General features: G+C 72.7%; 12 protein-coding genes. 8 read left to right on the top strand and 4 right to left on the bottom strand.

Annotated elements, in window-relative coordinates:
• Positions 1 to 18 precede the first annotated feature (18 nt).
• Both WMF20_RS19190 and WMF20_RS19185 read left to right on the top strand, forming a co-directional pair.
• On the top strand, positions 19 to 402 hold the full coding sequence (locus WMF20_RS19190; protein WP_437615626.1) for a hypothetical protein: 384 nt from the start codon (positions 19 to 21) through the stop codon (positions 400 to 402).
• A 37-nt stretch (positions 403 to 439) separates the two neighbouring features.
• Entirely contained in the window at positions 440 to 613 is a 174-nt protein-coding gene (locus WMF20_RS19185) for a hypothetical protein (RefSeq protein ID WP_437615624.1), read from the top strand.
• A gap of 74 nt (positions 614 to 687) precedes the next feature.
• Here WMF20_RS19185 and WMF20_RS19180 read toward each other — a convergent pair whose 3' ends face one another.
• Positions 688 to 3,006, bottom strand: a complete 2,319-nt coding sequence (locus WMF20_RS19180; RefSeq protein ID WP_437615622.1) for a nitric-oxide reductase large subunit — start codon at positions 3,004 to 3,006, stop codon at positions 688 to 690.
• 205 nt (positions 3,007 to 3,211) lie between these two features.
• On the opposite strand from WMF20_RS19180, the gene norR reads away from it, so the two are divergent.
• From norR to WMF20_RS19165, 3 genes are all read left to right on the top strand, one after another.
• Positions 3,212 to 4,780 (top strand): nitric oxide reductase transcriptional regulator NorR, encoded by a 1,569-nt coding sequence (gene norR, locus WMF20_RS19175; protein WP_437615620.1) that lies wholly within the window; start codon positions 3,212 to 3,214, stop codon positions 4,778 to 4,780.
• A 219-nt stretch (positions 4,781 to 4,999) separates the two neighbouring features.
• Positions 5,000 to 6,319, top strand: coding sequence for a PQQ-dependent sugar dehydrogenase (locus tag WMF20_RS19170; protein WP_437617143.1), 1,320 nt, complete (start codon positions 5,000 to 5,002; stop codon positions 6,317 to 6,319).
• 554 nt (positions 6,320 to 6,873) lie between these two features.
• Entirely contained in the window at positions 6,874 to 8,220 is a 1,347-nt protein-coding gene (locus WMF20_RS19165; RefSeq protein ID WP_437617142.1) for a DUF1552 domain-containing protein, read from the top strand.
• A gap of 162 nt (positions 8,221 to 8,382) precedes the next feature.
• Here WMF20_RS19165 and WMF20_RS19160 read toward each other — a convergent pair whose 3' ends face one another.
• Complete coding sequence (locus tag WMF20_RS19160; RefSeq protein WP_437615618.1) at positions 8,383 to 9,951, bottom strand: FAD-dependent oxidoreductase; 1,569 nt, start codon at positions 9,949 to 9,951, stop codon at positions 8,383 to 8,385.
• A gap of 25 nt (positions 9,952 to 9,976) precedes the next feature.
• A complete protein-coding gene (locus tag WMF20_RS19155) occupies positions 9,977 to 11,125 on the bottom strand; it encodes a polysaccharide pyruvyl transferase family protein (RefSeq protein WP_437615616.1) in 1,149 nt (382 codons plus the stop codon).
• A gap of 594 nt (positions 11,126 to 11,719) precedes the next feature.
• On the opposite strand from WMF20_RS19155, the gene WMF20_RS19150 reads away from it, so the two are divergent.
• A complete protein-coding gene (locus tag WMF20_RS19150) occupies positions 11,720 to 12,127 on the top strand; it encodes an HPF/RaiA family ribosome-associated protein (RefSeq protein WP_437615614.1) in 408 nt (135 codons plus the stop codon).
• 167 nt (positions 12,128 to 12,294) lie between these two features.
• Positions 12,295 to 12,942, top strand: a complete 648-nt coding sequence (locus WMF20_RS19145) for a histidine phosphatase family protein (RefSeq protein WP_437615612.1) — start codon at positions 12,295 to 12,297, stop codon at positions 12,940 to 12,942.
• Here WMF20_RS19145 and WMF20_RS19140 read toward each other — a convergent pair.
• Entirely contained in the window at positions 12,911 to 13,933 is a 1,023-nt protein-coding gene (locus WMF20_RS19140) for a phosphotransferase family protein (RefSeq protein ID WP_437615610.1), read from the bottom strand. The genes WMF20_RS19145 and WMF20_RS19140 overlap by 32 nt on opposite strands.
• 325 nt (positions 13,934 to 14,258) lie before the next feature.
• Here WMF20_RS19140 and nhaA point away from each other — a divergent pair, with 325 nt between their 5' ends.
• Positions 14,259 to 15,665 (top strand): Na+/H+ antiporter NhaA, encoded by a 1,407-nt coding sequence (gene nhaA, locus WMF20_RS19135; RefSeq protein ID WP_437615608.1) that lies wholly within the window; start codon positions 14,259 to 14,261, stop codon positions 15,663 to 15,665.
• Positions 15,666 to 15,670 lie beyond the last annotated feature (5 nt).

Here is a 15,670-nt window from a genome sequence, read left to right as displayed (position 1 = left end):
CCAGGGATCCTCGCACGCATGCGATTCGCGGCGCTCGGGTCGATCGTGCTCTTCGCGGGCAACGCGCTCCTCGCGGGCGACGCGCGGGCCGAGCAAGCCGCGCCCGTTCCTCCCGTCGACACCACCCGGCGCGACGTGGGCGTCGGCCTCTCCGTCGGCGGATTGGTCCTCGGCTCCGTCGGAGCGGGGATGTACTTCCTCACCCGGCCGCGCGGCGAGGATCTCTGCGGTTGCGCGTCGAAGGCGTGGGTCTTTCCCACCGTGCTCATGAGCCTCGGAGGCGCCATGGCCGTCACCGGCATACCGCTCTGGATCACGGGGCAGATCCAGAGCGATCGCGCGAAGACCCAGGCGGAGCTGCACATCGGCCCGCTCGGCGGAGGCGTCCGGCTGCTGTTCTGAAGGGCAGCGGCGGACTCGGCTCACCTTCCGCGGTCGCGTGCTCAACCCGCCCTCCGGCTGGACCACCCACCACTCGATCGTGGAGTTCAAGGGCGACTGGTTCCTCTTCTATCACGAGAACGCGCTCTCCGGGAAAACCCACCTTCGCTCGATGGAGCTCGCCGACCTCACCTACGGCGAAGACGGCAGCATCATGACGATCAATTCCTGATCAGGGAGCGAAGCGCGCCGGCGGCCCCCCCTCCGCCGGCGGCTCGCCTCGTCGTGCACGGCAGCTCGGGCGCCTCAGGCCGCCGGCGCGCCGCTCGCCGCGGGCGCGGCCATCGCCGCCGCCTCGCCGGGCGCCGCGGGCTTCGCCGAGGCGGCGCCCGCCGGCCGCCGCGTCCAGAGCCCCGCGACGAACGCCACGAAGGCCACGACGCCCGCGATGAACACGCTGTCCCCGACGAGGCGCATCCAGCGCAGCGCCTCGAGCAGCGGCTGCTGCAGGAACTCCGCGCTCCGCGCGTACCACAGCCCGCGGTCGACGCTGGCCCACGCCTGCGCGAGGCCGATCGGCAGCAGGCTCAGGAGGATCATGAGCCCGAGCCCGACGTTCATCCCCCAGAACGCCACCCGGAGCCGCGCCTCGTTCCAGACCGCGTCGGGGCGCAGCCGGCGGAGCATCACGAGCACGAGGCCGAGCGAGAGCAGCCCGTAGACGCCGAAGAGGGCGGCGTGCGCGTGCACGGGCGTCGTGTTCAGGCCCTGCATGTAATAGAGGGCGATCGGCGGGTTGATGAGGAACCCGAACACCCCCGCGCCCACGAAGTTCCAGAACGCGACCGCGACGAAGAACTGGATGGGCCAGCGATAGGCCTGCATCCACGCGCTCCGGTGCTGCATCCGCCACGTCTCGTGCGCCTCCATCCCGACGAGGACGAGCGGCACCACCTCCAGGGCGCTGAAGCTCGCGCCGACGGCCATCACCGAGACCGGCGTGCCGCTGAAGTACAGGTGGTGGAACGTGCCGGGGATGCCCGAGACGAGGAAGATGCAGGTCGACAGGATCGCGGCCCGCGCCGCGCTGTCGGGCCGCACGAGCCCGAGCCGCGTGAACAGGAACGCGATCGCCGCCGTGGCGAAGACCTCCATGAACCCCTCGACCCAGAGGTGCACGACCCACCAGCGCCAGTACTCCATGACCGACAGGTGCGTCTTCGCGCCGTAGAACAGGCCCACGCCGTAGAACATGCCGATCGCCACCGTGGCGCCGGTGAAGAGCAGCACGATGTGCCGGCTCATGTCGCGCCGCGCGAGGGCGGGCCAGAGGGCGCGCAGCATCAGGAAGAGCCAGAGCGCGAGGCCGCCGAAGAGCGCGATCTGGAAGGCGCGGCCGAGGTCGACGTACTCGTACCCCTGGTGCCCGAACCAGAAGGACGCCTCGAGCGCGAAGCGCTGCTTGATCGACAGCCACTCTCCGGCGAGCGAGCCGAAGACGACGAGGACGAGCGCCCCGAAGAGGACGTTCACGCCGAGCCGCTGCCCCCTCGGCTCTCGCCCGCCCACCGCCGGCGCGAGGAAGAGCCCCGCCGCGAGGAACGCGGTCGCGATCCAGAAGACGCCGAGCTGGACGTGCCAGGTGCGCGTCACCGCGTAAGGCAAGTAGTCGGCGACCGGCAATCCGAAGACCTCGTGTCCCTCGACCGTGTAATGCGCGGTCAGCGCGCCGAGCGCGACCTGGAGCGCGAGCAGCGCGACCACGACGACACAGTACTTGCCGACGGCCCGCATCGACGGGGTGAGCACCCAGCCGGCCAGCGGATCCCGCGCCGGCGCGGGGGCGGCCGCGTCCTCGGCGCGGCGGAAGGCGTGGTACCACACGAGGGCGCCGATCCCCGCGAGCAAGAGCACGATGCTCGCGACCGACCAGACGACGTTGGGGGCCGTGGGGACGTTGCCGATGAGCGGCTCGTGAGGCCAATTGTTCGTGTAGCTCGCGCCGGTGCCGGGGCGCTCCGCGGCGCAGGCCCACGAGGTCCAGAAGAAGAACGCCGTCAGCTTGTCGCGCCGCCCCGCGTCGGGGACCGCGCCCGTGTGCAGCGCGTAGCTCTCGCGCAGGCCGGTGAGGCCCGGCTCGTCGCCGAAGAGCGCGCGGTAGTGCGCCGCGGTCTCCTCGATCGCCAGCGCGCGATCCTCGGAGATCGTGAGCGCCCCGGTCGCCGGGTCGACGGCGCTGTCGCGCATCGTCCGCTGGAGCCGCGCCTTGAGCGCGGCCTGCGCCTCGTCGGGCAGCGCCGCGAACGGGGCGCCGTGCTCTCGCCGGCTCCAGATCGAGAGGAGCGCCTCGGCCTCGCGATGGAGCCAGTCGGCCGACCAGTCCGGCGCCTGGTAAGCGCCGTGGCCCCAGACGCTGCCGACCTGCTGTCCCCCGATGCTCTGATAGACCAGCTGCCCGTCGAGGATATCGTCCTTCGTGAGCAGCACACTGCCGGACGGGGTCCGCACGATCTCGGGGATCGGCGGGGCCTTGCGGTACACCTCCCGGCCCATGAAGCCGAGGATCAAGAATCCAAGGGTGATGACGGCGGCGAGCGCCAGCCAGAGTCGTCGTAGGCTATGCATATCGACCTCGTTGTTCGCGCCAGCCCGAGGCGCGCCCGCGCCTCCGCGGCGCGGCTCCGGGCTCCGGTCGTGACACCGGGCCCTCTAGCAGGCGGCGTGCCTCTCCCCTTCCCCCCTGCATTTCGCGGGTCCAGGCGGTCCATGTTGCGCTTTCCGCAACGGGCCGGCGTTGTCGAAACCGCAACGACGTTGTACATGGGACAACATGCCGAGCCTGGAGGCGCTGCTGTCGGTGGCGCTGGATCTCACGACGTCGCTGGGGGCCGAGGATCGCTACCGGCGCCTGCTCGAGGCGGTGCGGCAGGTGGTGCCGTGCGACGCGGCGTGCCTGATGCGGTACGACGACGGCGCGCTGGTGCCGCTCGCGGCGCACGGGCTCGCGCCGGAGGCGCTGGGGCGCACGTTTTGCGCCCAGGCGCACCCGCGGCTCGACATCCTCTGCCACGCGGAGGGGCCGGTGCGCTTCCCGCCGGACTCCGATCTTCCGGATCCGTTCGACGGGCTGCTCGCGTCGGACGCCACGTCGCTCGCGCACGTGCACGCGTGCCTCGGCTGCCCGCTGCGGGTCGAGGGCGCGCTCGTCGGGCTCTTGACGGCCGACGCGCTGGATCCGCGCGCCTTCGAGGGCGTCGACGCGGCGACGCTCTCGTGGCTTGGCGCGCTCGCGGGCGCGGCGATGCGCACGAGCCAGCTCATCGACGCGCTGGAGCACAGCGCGGAGCGGCTCGGCCTCGTCGCGGAGGATCTCCGGCGGGCGGCGGAGCGGGAGCGGGGCGCCGGCCTGCTCGGGACGAGCCCGGCGATGCAGCGGCTGCGGGACGAGATCGCGCTCGTGGGGCCGTCGGATCTCACCGTGCTGATCACCGGCGAGACGGGCGCGGGCAAGGAGCTCGCGGCGCGGGCGGTGCACGCGGCGTCGCGGCGGCGGGGCGAGCCGCTGCTCTACGTGAACTGCGCGGCGCTGCCCGCGTCGGTGGCCGAGAGCGAGCTGTTCGGGCACGTGCGCGGCGCGTTCACCGGGGCCGAGCGGCACCGGCCCGGCAAGCTGGAGGTGGCCGACGGGGGCACGCTGTTCCTCGACGAGATCGGCGAGCTGCCGCTGTCGATCCAGCCGAAGCTGCTGCGGGCGCTGCAGGAGGGCGAGGTGCAGCGGGTCGGCGCGGACCGGTCGCTGCGCGTCGACGTCCGGATCGTGGCGGCCACGAACCGCGATATCGAGAAGGAGGTGGCCGAGGGGCGCTTCCGGGCCGACCTGTTCCACCGGCTCAACGTGGTTCGCCTGGCGGTGCCGCCGCTGCGCGAGCGGAGGAGCGATATCCCGCTGCTCGCCGGCCATTTCTGCGAGGCGGCGCGCGCGCGGCTCGGCGTGGGCCCGGTGCGGATCTCGCGCGCGGCGCGCGAGCTGCTCGTCCAGGGCGCCTGGCCGGGCAACGTGCGAGAGCTGGAGAACACCGTGTTCCGGATGGTGCTGCAGGCGTCGCGCGGCGCGCCCCGCGGGGCGCCGGTCGTGCTGCAGCCGGCGCACCTCGGCGGGAGCCTCGCCGCGGCGGCGCCGGCGCGCCCGCTCGAGGGGGAGAAGGACGCCGAGGGCGACGGCGGGGAGGCGCCGCCCTCGGCGGGGGCGACGCTGCACGAGCGGGTCGACGCGTACCAGCGCGACCTCATCCAGGAGGCCGTGGCGCAGCACGACGGCAACTGGGCCGCCGCGGCGCGGGCCCTCGGGATGCACCGCAGCAACCTGCACCACCTCGCGAAGCGGCTCGGGCTGCGGTGAGGCGCGCCTGCCGCGGGGCCGCCGCGCTGGAAGGGGCCGAGTCCCGGGGTAGCCCCGGTGAGGCGCGCGGGGGACGGCGTCCCCTGCGACGCGAGGAGATTGGCGGGCTCATCGGTCGTCGATCGGTGGTTGAACGGAGCCGTGGACAGAGGAGGATCCGAATGGCAATCACAGGCCATGGACGACCGAAGATCAGACCGCCGGCGGGCCCGGCGCGGGTTGGCTCAGGTGCTCCTGGCGTTCGCGGGCGCGGGCGCGCTGGCCGCGTGCTCGCCCAAGCGCGCCGAGGTCACGCCGCAGCCGGCGCCCACCGACAGGGTCCTCACCGGCGCCGACGCGCTGGGCGACTGGACCACGGACGCGCCGGGCGTCAAACGCAAGATCACCGTCGCTGACCTCCCGCCGCCCAACGAGGACGAGTCGGTGGTCAACCGGCCGAGCAAGGCAGATCGTCCAGCCGGTGCATTCCCCAAAGTGCCATCAGGATTCGCCGTCACCGAGCTCGCCACGGGCCTGGACGAGCCGCGCGTCCTGCAGGTGGCGCCGAACGGGGACGTGTTCGTGGCCGAGAGCGGGGCGGACCGGGTGACGGTGCTCCGGGACGCGGACGGCGACGGCAAGGCCGAGGTCCGCAGCGCGTTCGCCGAGGATCTCAACCGCCCCTTCGGCATCGCCTTCTATCCGTCGGGCACCGACGCGCCGACGCACGTCTACATCGCGAACACCGACAGCGTGGTGAGGTTCCCTTACAAGGCGGGCGACACGAAGGCCAGCGGCCCGGCCGAGCCGCTTGTCACCGACATCCCCTCGGGCAAGGAGATGGTGGGCGGCGGCGGCCACTGGACCCGCGATATCGCCTTCAGCAAGGACAACCAGCGAATGTTCGTGTCCGTGGGCTCCCGCTCCAACGTCGACGACGACGAGGACGAGCACCGCCGCGCCTGCATCCTGGCCTTCACGCCCGACGGCAAGAACGAGACGCTCTATGCGTCCGGCATCCGCAACCCGGTCGGGCTGGCCATCGAGCCGTCGACGGGCGCGCTCTGGACCAGCGTGAACGAGCGCGACGAGCTGGGCGACAACCTGGTCCCCGATTACGTGACGCGCGTGCAAGAGGGCGGCTTCTACGGCTGGCCCTGGTACTACCTCGGCCCGAACCAGGATCCGCGCCATCTGGGCAAGCGCCCCGAGCTGAGGGACAAGGTCCTCGTGCCGGACGTGCTGATCCAGTCGCACTCGGCGTCGCTCGATCTCTGCTTCTACACGGGCCAGCAGTTCCCGGCCGACTACCAGGGCCACATCTTCGCCGCGGAGCACGGCTCGTGGAACCGCTCGCGGCGCACCGGCTACAAGGTGATCCGCATCCCGGTCAAGGACGGCAAGGCGGAGGGGTACTACGAGGACTTCATGACCGGCTTCGTCACGAGGACCGGCGACGTGTGGGGCCGTCCGGTCGGCGTCGCGGTGGCCAAGGACGGCGCGCTGCTGGTCAGCGACGACCAGAGCAACACCGTGTGGCGGGTGGCCTACGGCAAGTGAGGCGCCCTCAGAACCGCCCCCGCACGGCCGCCGACAGGAGCCCCACCGTGAGCTAGCGAGGTCGCGTCCCTCCCGTCCCGCAAGTCGACCGCCTCGGCCTGGCGCGCGAGGGCGAGGCCCGCGAGCACGCCGGTGGCGGCCGCGCCGGCAAGAGCCGCGTCCCGCGCGAAGCAGGGGGCTCTGCGACGCAAACGGCGTCCGAAACGTCGAGCCCTCGCCGCTGCTCGCGCCTCGTACAGCCATGCTGTAGCTGGCGGAACTCTCTCACGCGGTCCACCACCTCCCGGAAAAGCGACGCGAGTTCAACCACTTATCCACGCATCAAAGGCGGTCTGGTGGGCCCGTACCACAACCCTCTGGTCAGTTCGTAAAGTCTGTTGTTGAATGACGGGACCTCGGCGTGCCCGGGGCGGGCGAGGCGCGACGACGAACTCTGGTCCTCGAGTCACGAGCCTGCGGCTCCTCGTCGAGCTCACCCGGACGGACGGTTTCCTCTACATGTCTGCCTGACAGGAGCGAGGCGTATGTCGAAATTCCGCTTGAGCCGACGTGCCGTGCTGCGAGGCGCCGGCGCCATCGCCGTCGCGCTCCCGTGGCTGGAGATCATGGGAGCCGAGCGCCCGGCGCGCGCGCAACCCGCCCCCGCCCGGCGCTTCCTCGCCGTCTACACGCCCGGCGGGACCGTGATCGACCGCTGGCGTCCGACCGGCACCGAGACGAGCTTCACCCTGGGCCCCATCCTGGCGCCGCTCGCGCCGGTGCAGGACCGGCTGCTCGTCGTCGACGGCCTCGACATGAAGAGCGCGCGCGGGGAGCAGCACCAGTGCGGGATCATCGCCTGGCTCACGGGCACGGAGCAGGAGGGCGCGAACAACGGCGGCTACGGGAGGGGGCCGTCCATCGATCAGGTGATCGCCTCCCGGATCTCCGCCGGTCGGAAGGCGAAGGCGAGCATCCAGCTCGCGGTGCGCTGGGCGACGGGCAAGTCCCACGGCCTGATGTCGCCGATGAACGTCGTCAATTTCGAGGAGACCGCGCCGTACAGCCCCATCCCGCCGCGCCTCGATCCGGTGCAGATCTTCACCGAGCTCTTCGGCACGCTGAACCCCGGCGCCAGCGACGACGCCGCCCTCCGCCTCGCGCGGAAGCGCTCGATCCTCGACTTCCTCGACGGGCGCTACGCCGCCCTCTCCGCGCGGCTCGGCGCGGCCGACAAGCAGAAGCTCGACCAGCATCTGACGAAGATCCGCGAGATCGAGCAGAGCCTCGGCAGCACGCCGGCTGCGGCGGGCGCTTGCCGGGTCCCGACGGGGGTCGACACGTCCGACTACGACCCGGGCTCGGGGCTCAACTCGAGCGATGACGGCACGATCGTGGACGCCTCGACCGACGCGGCCATCCCCAAGGTGGGCAAGCTGATGACGGACATGCTGGTGATGGCGCTCGCCTGCGACATCACCGCGGTCGGCACCCTGCAGTGGAGCGACACCGAGGCGAAGCACACGTTGCCGTGGCTGAACCTGACCGAGAACCACCATTTCTACCAGCACAACGGCGGCTACAGGCCGGTCGAGTGCGCGCGCATCCACACCTGGTACTCGCAGCAGCACCTCTATCTCTTGCAGGAGATGGAGAAGGTCGACATGGGCGGGCGCTCGCTGCTCGACGAGAGCGTCGTCTTCTTCGGCTCCGAGATCTCGGATCCGGCGACCCACGCGAAGAAGGACATGCCGTTCCTGCTGGCCGGCGGCGGCGGGGGCCTGCGCACCGGGCGCTGGGTCCGGTACCCGAGCCTCCCGCACAACAACCTGCTCGTCTCGATCTTGAACCTGTTCGGCGACCCCCGGACCAGGTTCGGCTCGCCGGAGTACTGCACCGGGCCGCTCACGAACCTCACGTAGGCATTTCCCGCGATGCCTGGCGGAAGGAGAGCTCCGCCGCCTTCACGCCACAGCCACAGCCTGCGGGAGCTCGACAGCTGAAGGGCGCGCTCGACGCTCGCCTCGACGGCATCGACGGAGCGCTCGTGACGCTCGTCGGCTCACATCCAGGGCGGTGCCGGCTCACACCGGCTTCAGCGCCGGCCAGGCCAGCTCGATGCCCTCGCGGACCAAGAGCGCCTGGAGCTCCTCGCGAAGCGACCCCCGGGCGCGCACCTGCCGCGGCGGCACATGGCGCTCCAGGCAGAACGCGGCGAGCAGCCCCGCGGCCTCACCCACGCTCCACTCCACCGGATGGACCCGGAAGGCGCCGTTGGTGATGTGGGTAACGCCGAGGGCCTTGCCGCCCGGCAAGAGATTCTCCACCCGCACCGGGATCAGCGACCCCAGCGGGATCTGGAACGGCCAGCAGCCGAGGTCGAGGTACCCCGCGCCCCCGACGCGCGGATGCAGGTCGATGCGATAACACCCGATGCCGACGCTCTCTTCGAACGTCGCAGGGCCGTCGGGCCGGAGCGGATAGGCGATGTGCTGCTCGAGCACCGTGAGCTCGGCCCGGATCCGGCGGGACTCGCGGATGTAGGGCGCCGGCGCGAGGCCGTCGGCCGTGCCGCCGACCACGTCCCCGCGGAGCCGCAAGCCCGGGTAGCCGACCCCGCCGTCGGGGCGAGGCGCTTCGGTCTGCATCCAGTACAGAAGGCTCAGGCTGAGCTGCCGCGCCGCGTCCAGGTTCCGCGCGGCCTCCACCTCGTCGACGCCGCAGACGGGCCCGAACCAGTAATCGTTCTGCGGCCAGTTCACGATGGTGACGTCGCTCGACGCGAACCCCGCCTCGAAGACCGTTCTGTCGAGGATCCGCCGGAAGGTCCACCACGGATGCCCGTCGTCCGCGGCGAACAGACCCCGCGTCAGCGGCTCGTGCGTCTCGGGACGAACCGCCGTCCAGTCCAGCAGGCAGCCCGGCCAGCCGGGCGGCCGGAGAGAGCGCCAGAGCTCGTATTGACGGGGCCTGTCGATCGTATGGTCCTCCCCCGGGAGGTGCTCCATCGCAAAACACACGGTGATCGCCTGCTGGGCCCTCGGATCCGCGCGCTCGGCGGCGTGCGGCTCCCCCGTCTCCGCCCGCGACTCTGCCCCGAGCGCGTGCTCCACGCCCGCGAGCGCGAGGAGCTCGCCGTGCGGCGTGGCATCGATGAAGAGATCGGCGACAAGGAGGTAATTGCGCCCCGATTCAAGCCCTCGAACCAGGACGCCGGTCACCCGATCGCCGTGCGTCCACGCCGAGATCGGCCGGTGGGAAGGGAGCACGCGGAGGCGCCCGTTGAGCAGATGGGGCGCGAGCATCTCGCGCAGCACGGCCACCGCGACCCGCGGATCGTGGCACAGGCGGCTGACCCAGCCGTTGCCGGGGTTGAGCCCGGGGAGCGACCTGGCCGAGGCGGCGAGGGGCAGGTGCCTGCGGTAATACTCGCGGATCCCCTGGCGCAGCGCGCGGTAGCTCCGGGTCGCGCCGGTCTCCTCGATCCACGGGTGCTCGTCCGGAGGGACCGCCTGGTTCGTGAGCTGGCCTCCGAGCCAGCGCGTCGCCTCCGTCAGGACGACACGGCGGCCCATCCGGGCCAACGCCAGCGCGGCCGCGCAGCCGCCGAGCTCTCCGCCGATGACGGCCACGTCGGTCCGGATCACGTCCATCGCGCGCTCCTCGCGCTCCTCGCGCTCACGCGATCTTCCGTTCGAGCTGCGCCGCCGGGGCTCGCCGCGCGAGGATCTCGGTGACGAACCGGTTTGTCTCCCTGGCCCGAGCCTGAAGGCCGGGGAGCAGCCGGCGGATCTTGGCGCGGACCTCGTGACGCGTGTCCCACGAGCGATCGAGCCTCGCGATGAGCTGACCAGCGCTGATGCTGCCGAGCGGAGGCGTCTCCATCTCGAGATCCTCGATGAACCCCGTGACCTTGGCCGCGTAGGGCAGCGCGACGAACGGGGTCTCGCGGAGCGCCGAGAGGATGAGGAAGTGGAGGCGCATGCCCACCGCGAACTCGAGGTGTCCCACGAGGCCGAGGATCTGCTGCGGCGTGTACCGGCGCCTCAGGACCTCCGCCCGTTCGGCGTTCTTCATGTGGGCGACGACGGCGTGGCTGTGCTGCACGTCCGTCCGTTCCATGGACACGAACACGACGTCGGCGTCGAGCCGCTCGACGACGAAGTCAGCCGCGTTGGCGAGCAGGCTGTAGTATTCGTCGGGGTCGATGTGGGGCGCCGCCGGGCCCGGCTCCCTGACGGAGAAGCCGACCAGGTGCCGCTCGAACTCGACGCCCTCGGCCCGGATGGCCTCGACCGGCAAAGGCTCCTCGCGCAGCAGCAGGGCCGGATCCGCGGTGAGGTGAATCTCGCGATCCACCCCGGCCTCTTCGATCAGGCGATATCCCTGCTTGTCGCGTACGGTGATGACGTCCGCTGCGTTCAGCGCCTCCCGCACGGCTTGCTTCGCGCTCGGGTCCGACAGCGGCCCGGCGCTCACGGCGTAGATCACCACCGGAACACCGAACTCTTGCGCCATGAACACCTCTCTCAGGTAGAGCGCCGCGTCCTGGTCGTAGAGGATGCCGCCCCCGCCGAGGATCAAGAGATCGAGCCGCTCGACCTCGGCGGCCGCTTCCTTTCGCGTGAGGTTGCGGACGGGGACGGCGCGCTCCACCCGGTGGCGGATCCTCGTGTCCTCCGGGCACATCGAGAACACGGTGATCTCCGCTGGAACCGACTCCCGGAGCTGCGAGACGATGCCGTCGAGGATGGCCTCGTCACCCAGGTTCATGCCGCCGTAGGACCCTGAAATACCGATTCGGAACGGTCGGTTCGCCTTGTCCATCGTGCGCTCCTCCACCGAGCGCCGCGCCGGCACGGCGGGCGGGCGCGGCTCTCCGGTATCCGCGGCCAGCTCGGCTGTCCGAGATCACCTGCGAGGTCGCGAAAGAGCTTGCCACCGCGGCGGCGGGGCGCAATGTCATGCGCGGAGGACGCGCCATGGGGGGCACGCAGCGGCGGGTGGCCCGGATTGACGCAGAAGCGCCGGGCGACGAGCGGCGTCGGGGCGAGGAGCCGCGCGCCGGGCAGGCTGGAAAAGCGGGCCTGCCGGCCAGGCCCCTGCGTGACACCGATGTCGTGGACGAGGCCTGTCAGCAGTCCTTTCCCGCGAGCGATCCGCCGGCGTGGACGCCTGCGATAGCCGGCCTCCCACGGAATCAGCTTGTGGCTGAGCTCGGCTCGGGCGCTGAGCTCGGCTCGGTGGTGAGGCGCATGCCGCGCTCCCGTCGAGGCAGCGCTCCCCGCAAGCTGCGGGGGACTCATCATGGCTGATCGAACTCGCAAGGTGGCGACGAGCAAGTCTCGGGCAGCGCTGCCGGCCGAGCTCCCGCGGCCCGTCAAGCGGACCGGGAGCTCCCGCGGGCAGCCGCCTGCCCACGTGCGCACGATCGGGGTGGACCTCGATCCCACGGACCGGGAGTACATCCGCCTCAAGCTGGGCAGGAGGCTCAGCAAGTTCGGTACATCCATCGAACGCATCAGCGTTCGCCTGACGGACACCAACGGGCCGCGTGGAGGGATCGACAAGATCTGCCGGATCAAGGTGGTCCTGTCCGGGCTGCCGAGCGTCGTTGCCGAGCATCGAGATGAGTCGAAGCGAGCCGCGATCGATGGCGCCCTCTCCAGGATCGAGCCGGCCGTGCGGTCGCGCGTCGGGCGTGCGCGCATGAAGCCGCTGCACGGAAGAGCTTCCCGCCCGCTCGTACGCACGCGCCGAACGCCGAGGCGGGGGAGCGAGCCAGCGCGTGAACCGGCCACGCCCCGCACCCGCAGTTCGGCCGTGTAATCGCTGCGCGCCAAGTTGGGTGGCCCCGCCCGGCCGGCACGAGCCGGGCGCGTGCGAGCGCGCGGCCGGACGACCGCGGCGCAGCGCTGCGCCCGTCGCGCGCGGCGCTCGATCGGGCCGCGGCTCACGCTAGCCTCCTGGCCGAGCGCCTCCGCTCCCCCCGGACCATGCGACCCTGCCTCCTGTTCCTCGTGCGCCACGGCCGCACCGCCGGTAACCGCGCCGGTCCCGCGACGCCGATGAGCGGGTGGACCGACACGCCGCTCGACGCGCGCGGGCGCGAGGAGGCCGAGGCGCTCGGCCGCCGCCTCGCCGGAGGCTCGGCGTTCGACGCCGTGTACGCGAGCCCGCTGAGCCGCGCGCTCGAGACGGCGCGGATCGCGGCCGGCGCGTGGGGCCCGGTCCACATGCACGACGGCCTGCGCGAGATCTGCTGCGGCGACGTGGACGGCGCGCCGCTCGCGGAGGTCAAGGCGCGCCACGCCGCGCTCTGGGAGGCGAACCTGCGCCAGGACGACGACGACTTCCGCTGGCCGGGCGGGGAGAGCTACCGCGAGTTCCGCGCGCGCTGCCTCGCGGCCATCGGCGCGATCGCCGCGGCGCACCCGGGGCAGCGCGTGCTCGTGGTCACGCACGCGGGCGTCATCGGCCAGATCCTCGGGGCGCTGCACGGCGCCCCGGCCGCGCGCTGGGAGCCGTTCCGGCCGGGCAACGCCAGCCTCACGTCGCTCGCGTGGCAGGGCGAGCGCGGCGTCCTCCTGCGCTTCGACGACCGCGAGCACGTCAGCCCCAGCACGCGTCGGCCCGGCGGATGACGCGCAGCCAGTCCGCCGCGTTCCGGGCCGCAGCCGCGCGCGCGCCCGGCGTCGCGCCGGGATCGCTCGCGCGGCACGCCATGGCGAGGTGGTACCCGAGCGCGCCCGCGAGCGCGTTCGACGCGGCCGCGAACCAGTAGACGTCGCGCAGCGGCCGGGTCAGCGCGGGGGCGAGGCCGCGCGCCGAAAGATAGCCGGCGAGCAGCGTGTCGTGCCGGCGCCGCGCCTCCGGCTCCCAGTAGCCGAGGGCCTGGAGCCACGAGCTCACGTCCTCGAGCGGCGAGCCGATCCGCGCGCGCGCCCAGTCGAGCAGCACCGGCTCCGCGACGCCGTCGCGCCGGCGGACCATGACGTTCCCCGGGTGCACGTCGCCGTGGATCACCGCGCGGCCGAGCGGCTGGAACTCGAGGAGCTCGCGGCGCATCGCGGGCAGCGCCGCCACGACCCGCCGCAGCGCGGGCAGCGACCGCGCGAGCGCCGGGACCTCGCCGCGGGGCAGGTGCTCGGCCAGCGAGAGGGTGCCCTGCGCCACGGCCAGGTTCTCGGCCTCGTAGTCCCACGCCGGCAGGGAGGCGTCCGGCGCCGTCTCTGCATGGAGGCGCGCCAGCCGCTCGAGCACCTGGGCCGTGTGCCCGCTGTCGGACCAGGGCCAGGCGTGCGCCGGCTCGATCCGCTCGAGGTAGAGCAGCCAGCGCCCGCGCCCGAGCCGCTCCGCGCCGAGCAGCTCGGGCGAGAAGCGCCGCGCGACCGACCTCGAGAGCCGCCGGTAGACGGCCGCCTCGCGCGCGGCGACGCCGTGCACGAGCTTCGCCACGAGCGCGATCCGGCGCTCCCCCGGGCCGCCGCGCAGCCGCGCGGTGACCAGCGCGACCTCCGAGCAGAGCCCGCCCGGGAGCGGGCGCACCTCGACGGCCGCGCCGCGAGCGGCATCGCCGTGGCGCGCGACGAGAAAGGCCGCCACCGCGGCGGGATCCAGGGCACCTCGCGTCATCGATCACCTCCCGGACCCCGACGATGCGCCGAGGCCAGCTCACGATCCACACGGCGCCTCGAATCCGGTCCACGCCCGGAGCCGTGCGCCCGGCGACGCCGGAGCGGCGGCGCGCGGCCGCGCTGGAGCGTCGCCACCGGGCGGCAGCGCGCGACCGCGCCGGCGAGCGCACCCGCCCGGAGAGCCCGTTCCCACTGGCTTCGGTTGCCCGGATGAGTATCCTCCCGTGCGGGTGTCGCGACGGTAGAGCGCCGCGACAGGTCATCACGGGATGGTCGGGCCGCCTTCCCCCTTCGCGCGATGTCGCTCGCGCCGTGGCCGTCCCTTGAGTCGATCCCCGTCACAGCACGCCCCCGGAACCTGGGCCCCCGCGCGCCGCATCGCCGAGCGCGTCCTCGGCCCGATCGAGCGCTTCCTGCACGTGGAGGCCGCCAGCGGGATCGTCCTCCTGGTCGCGTCGGTCGTCGCCCTCGCATGGGCGAACTCGCCGTGGGGCGACGCGTACGAGCACCTCTGGCATCTCCCGATCACGATCGGCGCCGGCTCGCTGGTGTCCACGCAGCCCCTCCACTTCTGGATCAACGACGGGCTGATGACGATCTTCTTCTTCGTCGTCGGCCTGGAGATCCGGCGGGAGATCCACGAGGGGGAGCTCTCGGATCTCAAGCGCGCGGCGCTGCCGATCGCCGCGGCGCTGGGCGGCATGATGGCGCCCGCGCTCCTCTACCTGTCGCTCAACGCGTCGCCCGTCTCGCGGCACGGCTGGGGCGTCCCCACGGCGACCGACATCGCGTTCGCGGTGGGCGTCCTGGCCCTGCTCGGCAAGCGCGTGCCCCCTGCCCTGCGCGTGCTCCTGCTCGCGCTCGCGATCATCGACGACATCGGCGCGATCATCGTCATCGCGCTGTTCTACTCGTCGGGCGTCGCGTGGAGCGGGCTGCTCATCGCCGGCGGCGGGCTGCTCGCGGTGCGGCTGCTCCAACGCTTCGGCGTCCGCTCGCCCGCCGCCTACGTGGCCCCCGGCGCCGTCCTCTGGTGGGGCATGCTCCGCGCCGGCGTCCACCCGACGATCGCCGGCGTCATCATCGGGCTGCTCACGCCGGTGCGCTCCTGGTTCGGCAGCCACGGGTTCGTCGCCGCGGCGCGCGACGCGGTGGACAGGGTCGCCGCGCTCACCGAGCGCGACAAGCACCGCACAGACGAGCTCTTGAAGCCCCTCGGGCGGATCCGGCAGGCCCAGCTCGAGGCGCTGCCGCCCGTGGTCCGGCTCCAGGCGGCGCTCCACCCGTGGGTCGCGTACGGCATCATGCCGCTGTTCGCCTTCGCCAACGCCGGCGTCCGCGTCGACGGCTCCTCGCTCGGCCACGCGGCCTCGGGGACGATCCTGCTCGGGGTCATGCTCGGCCTGGTCGTCGGCAAGCCGATCGGCATCTTCCTCGCGAGCTTCGCGATGGTCCGGCTCGGCGTCTGCGCCCTGCCGCGCGGCGTCGGCTGGCGCGGGATCGCGGTCGTGGGCTGCGTCGCGGGCATCGGCTTCACGATGGCGATCTTCATCGCCGGCCTCGCGTTCGACGACCCCGCGCAGCTCGCCGCGGCCAAGCTCGGCGTCCTGCTCGCCTCGGCCGTGGCCGCCGTGGTGGGCCTCCTCGTCGGCAGGCTCGCGCTGCCGCGGGCCCCGGCCCCCGACGCGGCGCCGACGGCCACCGAGGCGGAGGCGTCGACGGAGCAGTAGCCCCG

The sequence above is a fragment of the Sorangium sp. So ce834 genome (assembly GCF_051521425.1).
Classification (GTDB): Bacteria; Myxococcota_A; Polyangia; order Polyangiales; family Polyangiaceae; genus Sorangium; species Sorangium cellulosum_D.
This window is presented reverse-complemented; position numbering and strand designations above follow the sequence as displayed.

What these genes read in the sequence shown, in the direction of transcription:
- WMF20_RS19145 (WP_437615612.1), top strand. Translation starts at nt 12,295, where the DNA reads ATGCGACCCTGCCTCCTGTTCCTCGTGCGCCACGGCCGCACCGCCGGT.
- WMF20_RS19180 (WP_437615622.1), bottom strand. Translation starts at nt 3,006, where the DNA reads ATGCATAGCCTACGACGACTCTGGCTGGCGCTCGCCGCCGTCATCACC.
- WMF20_RS19140 (WP_437615610.1), bottom strand. Translation starts at nt 13,933, where the DNA reads ATGACGCGAGGTGCCCTGGATCCCGCCGCGGTGGCGGCCTTTCTCGTC.
- WMF20_RS19190 (WP_437615626.1), top strand. Translation starts at nt 19, where the DNA reads ATGCGATTCGCGGCGCTCGGGTCGATCGTGCTCTTCGCGGGCAACGCG.
- norR (WP_437615620.1), top strand. Translation starts at nt 3,212, where the DNA reads ATGCCGAGCCTGGAGGCGCTGCTGTCGGTGGCGCTGGATCTCACGACG.
- WMF20_RS19155 (WP_437615616.1), bottom strand. Translation starts at nt 11,125, where the DNA reads ATGGACAAGGCGAACCGACCGTTCCGAATCGGTATTTCAGGGTCCTAC.
- WMF20_RS19160 (WP_437615618.1), bottom strand. Translation starts at nt 9,951, where the DNA reads ATGGACGTGATCCGGACCGACGTGGCCGTCATCGGCGGAGAGCTCGGC.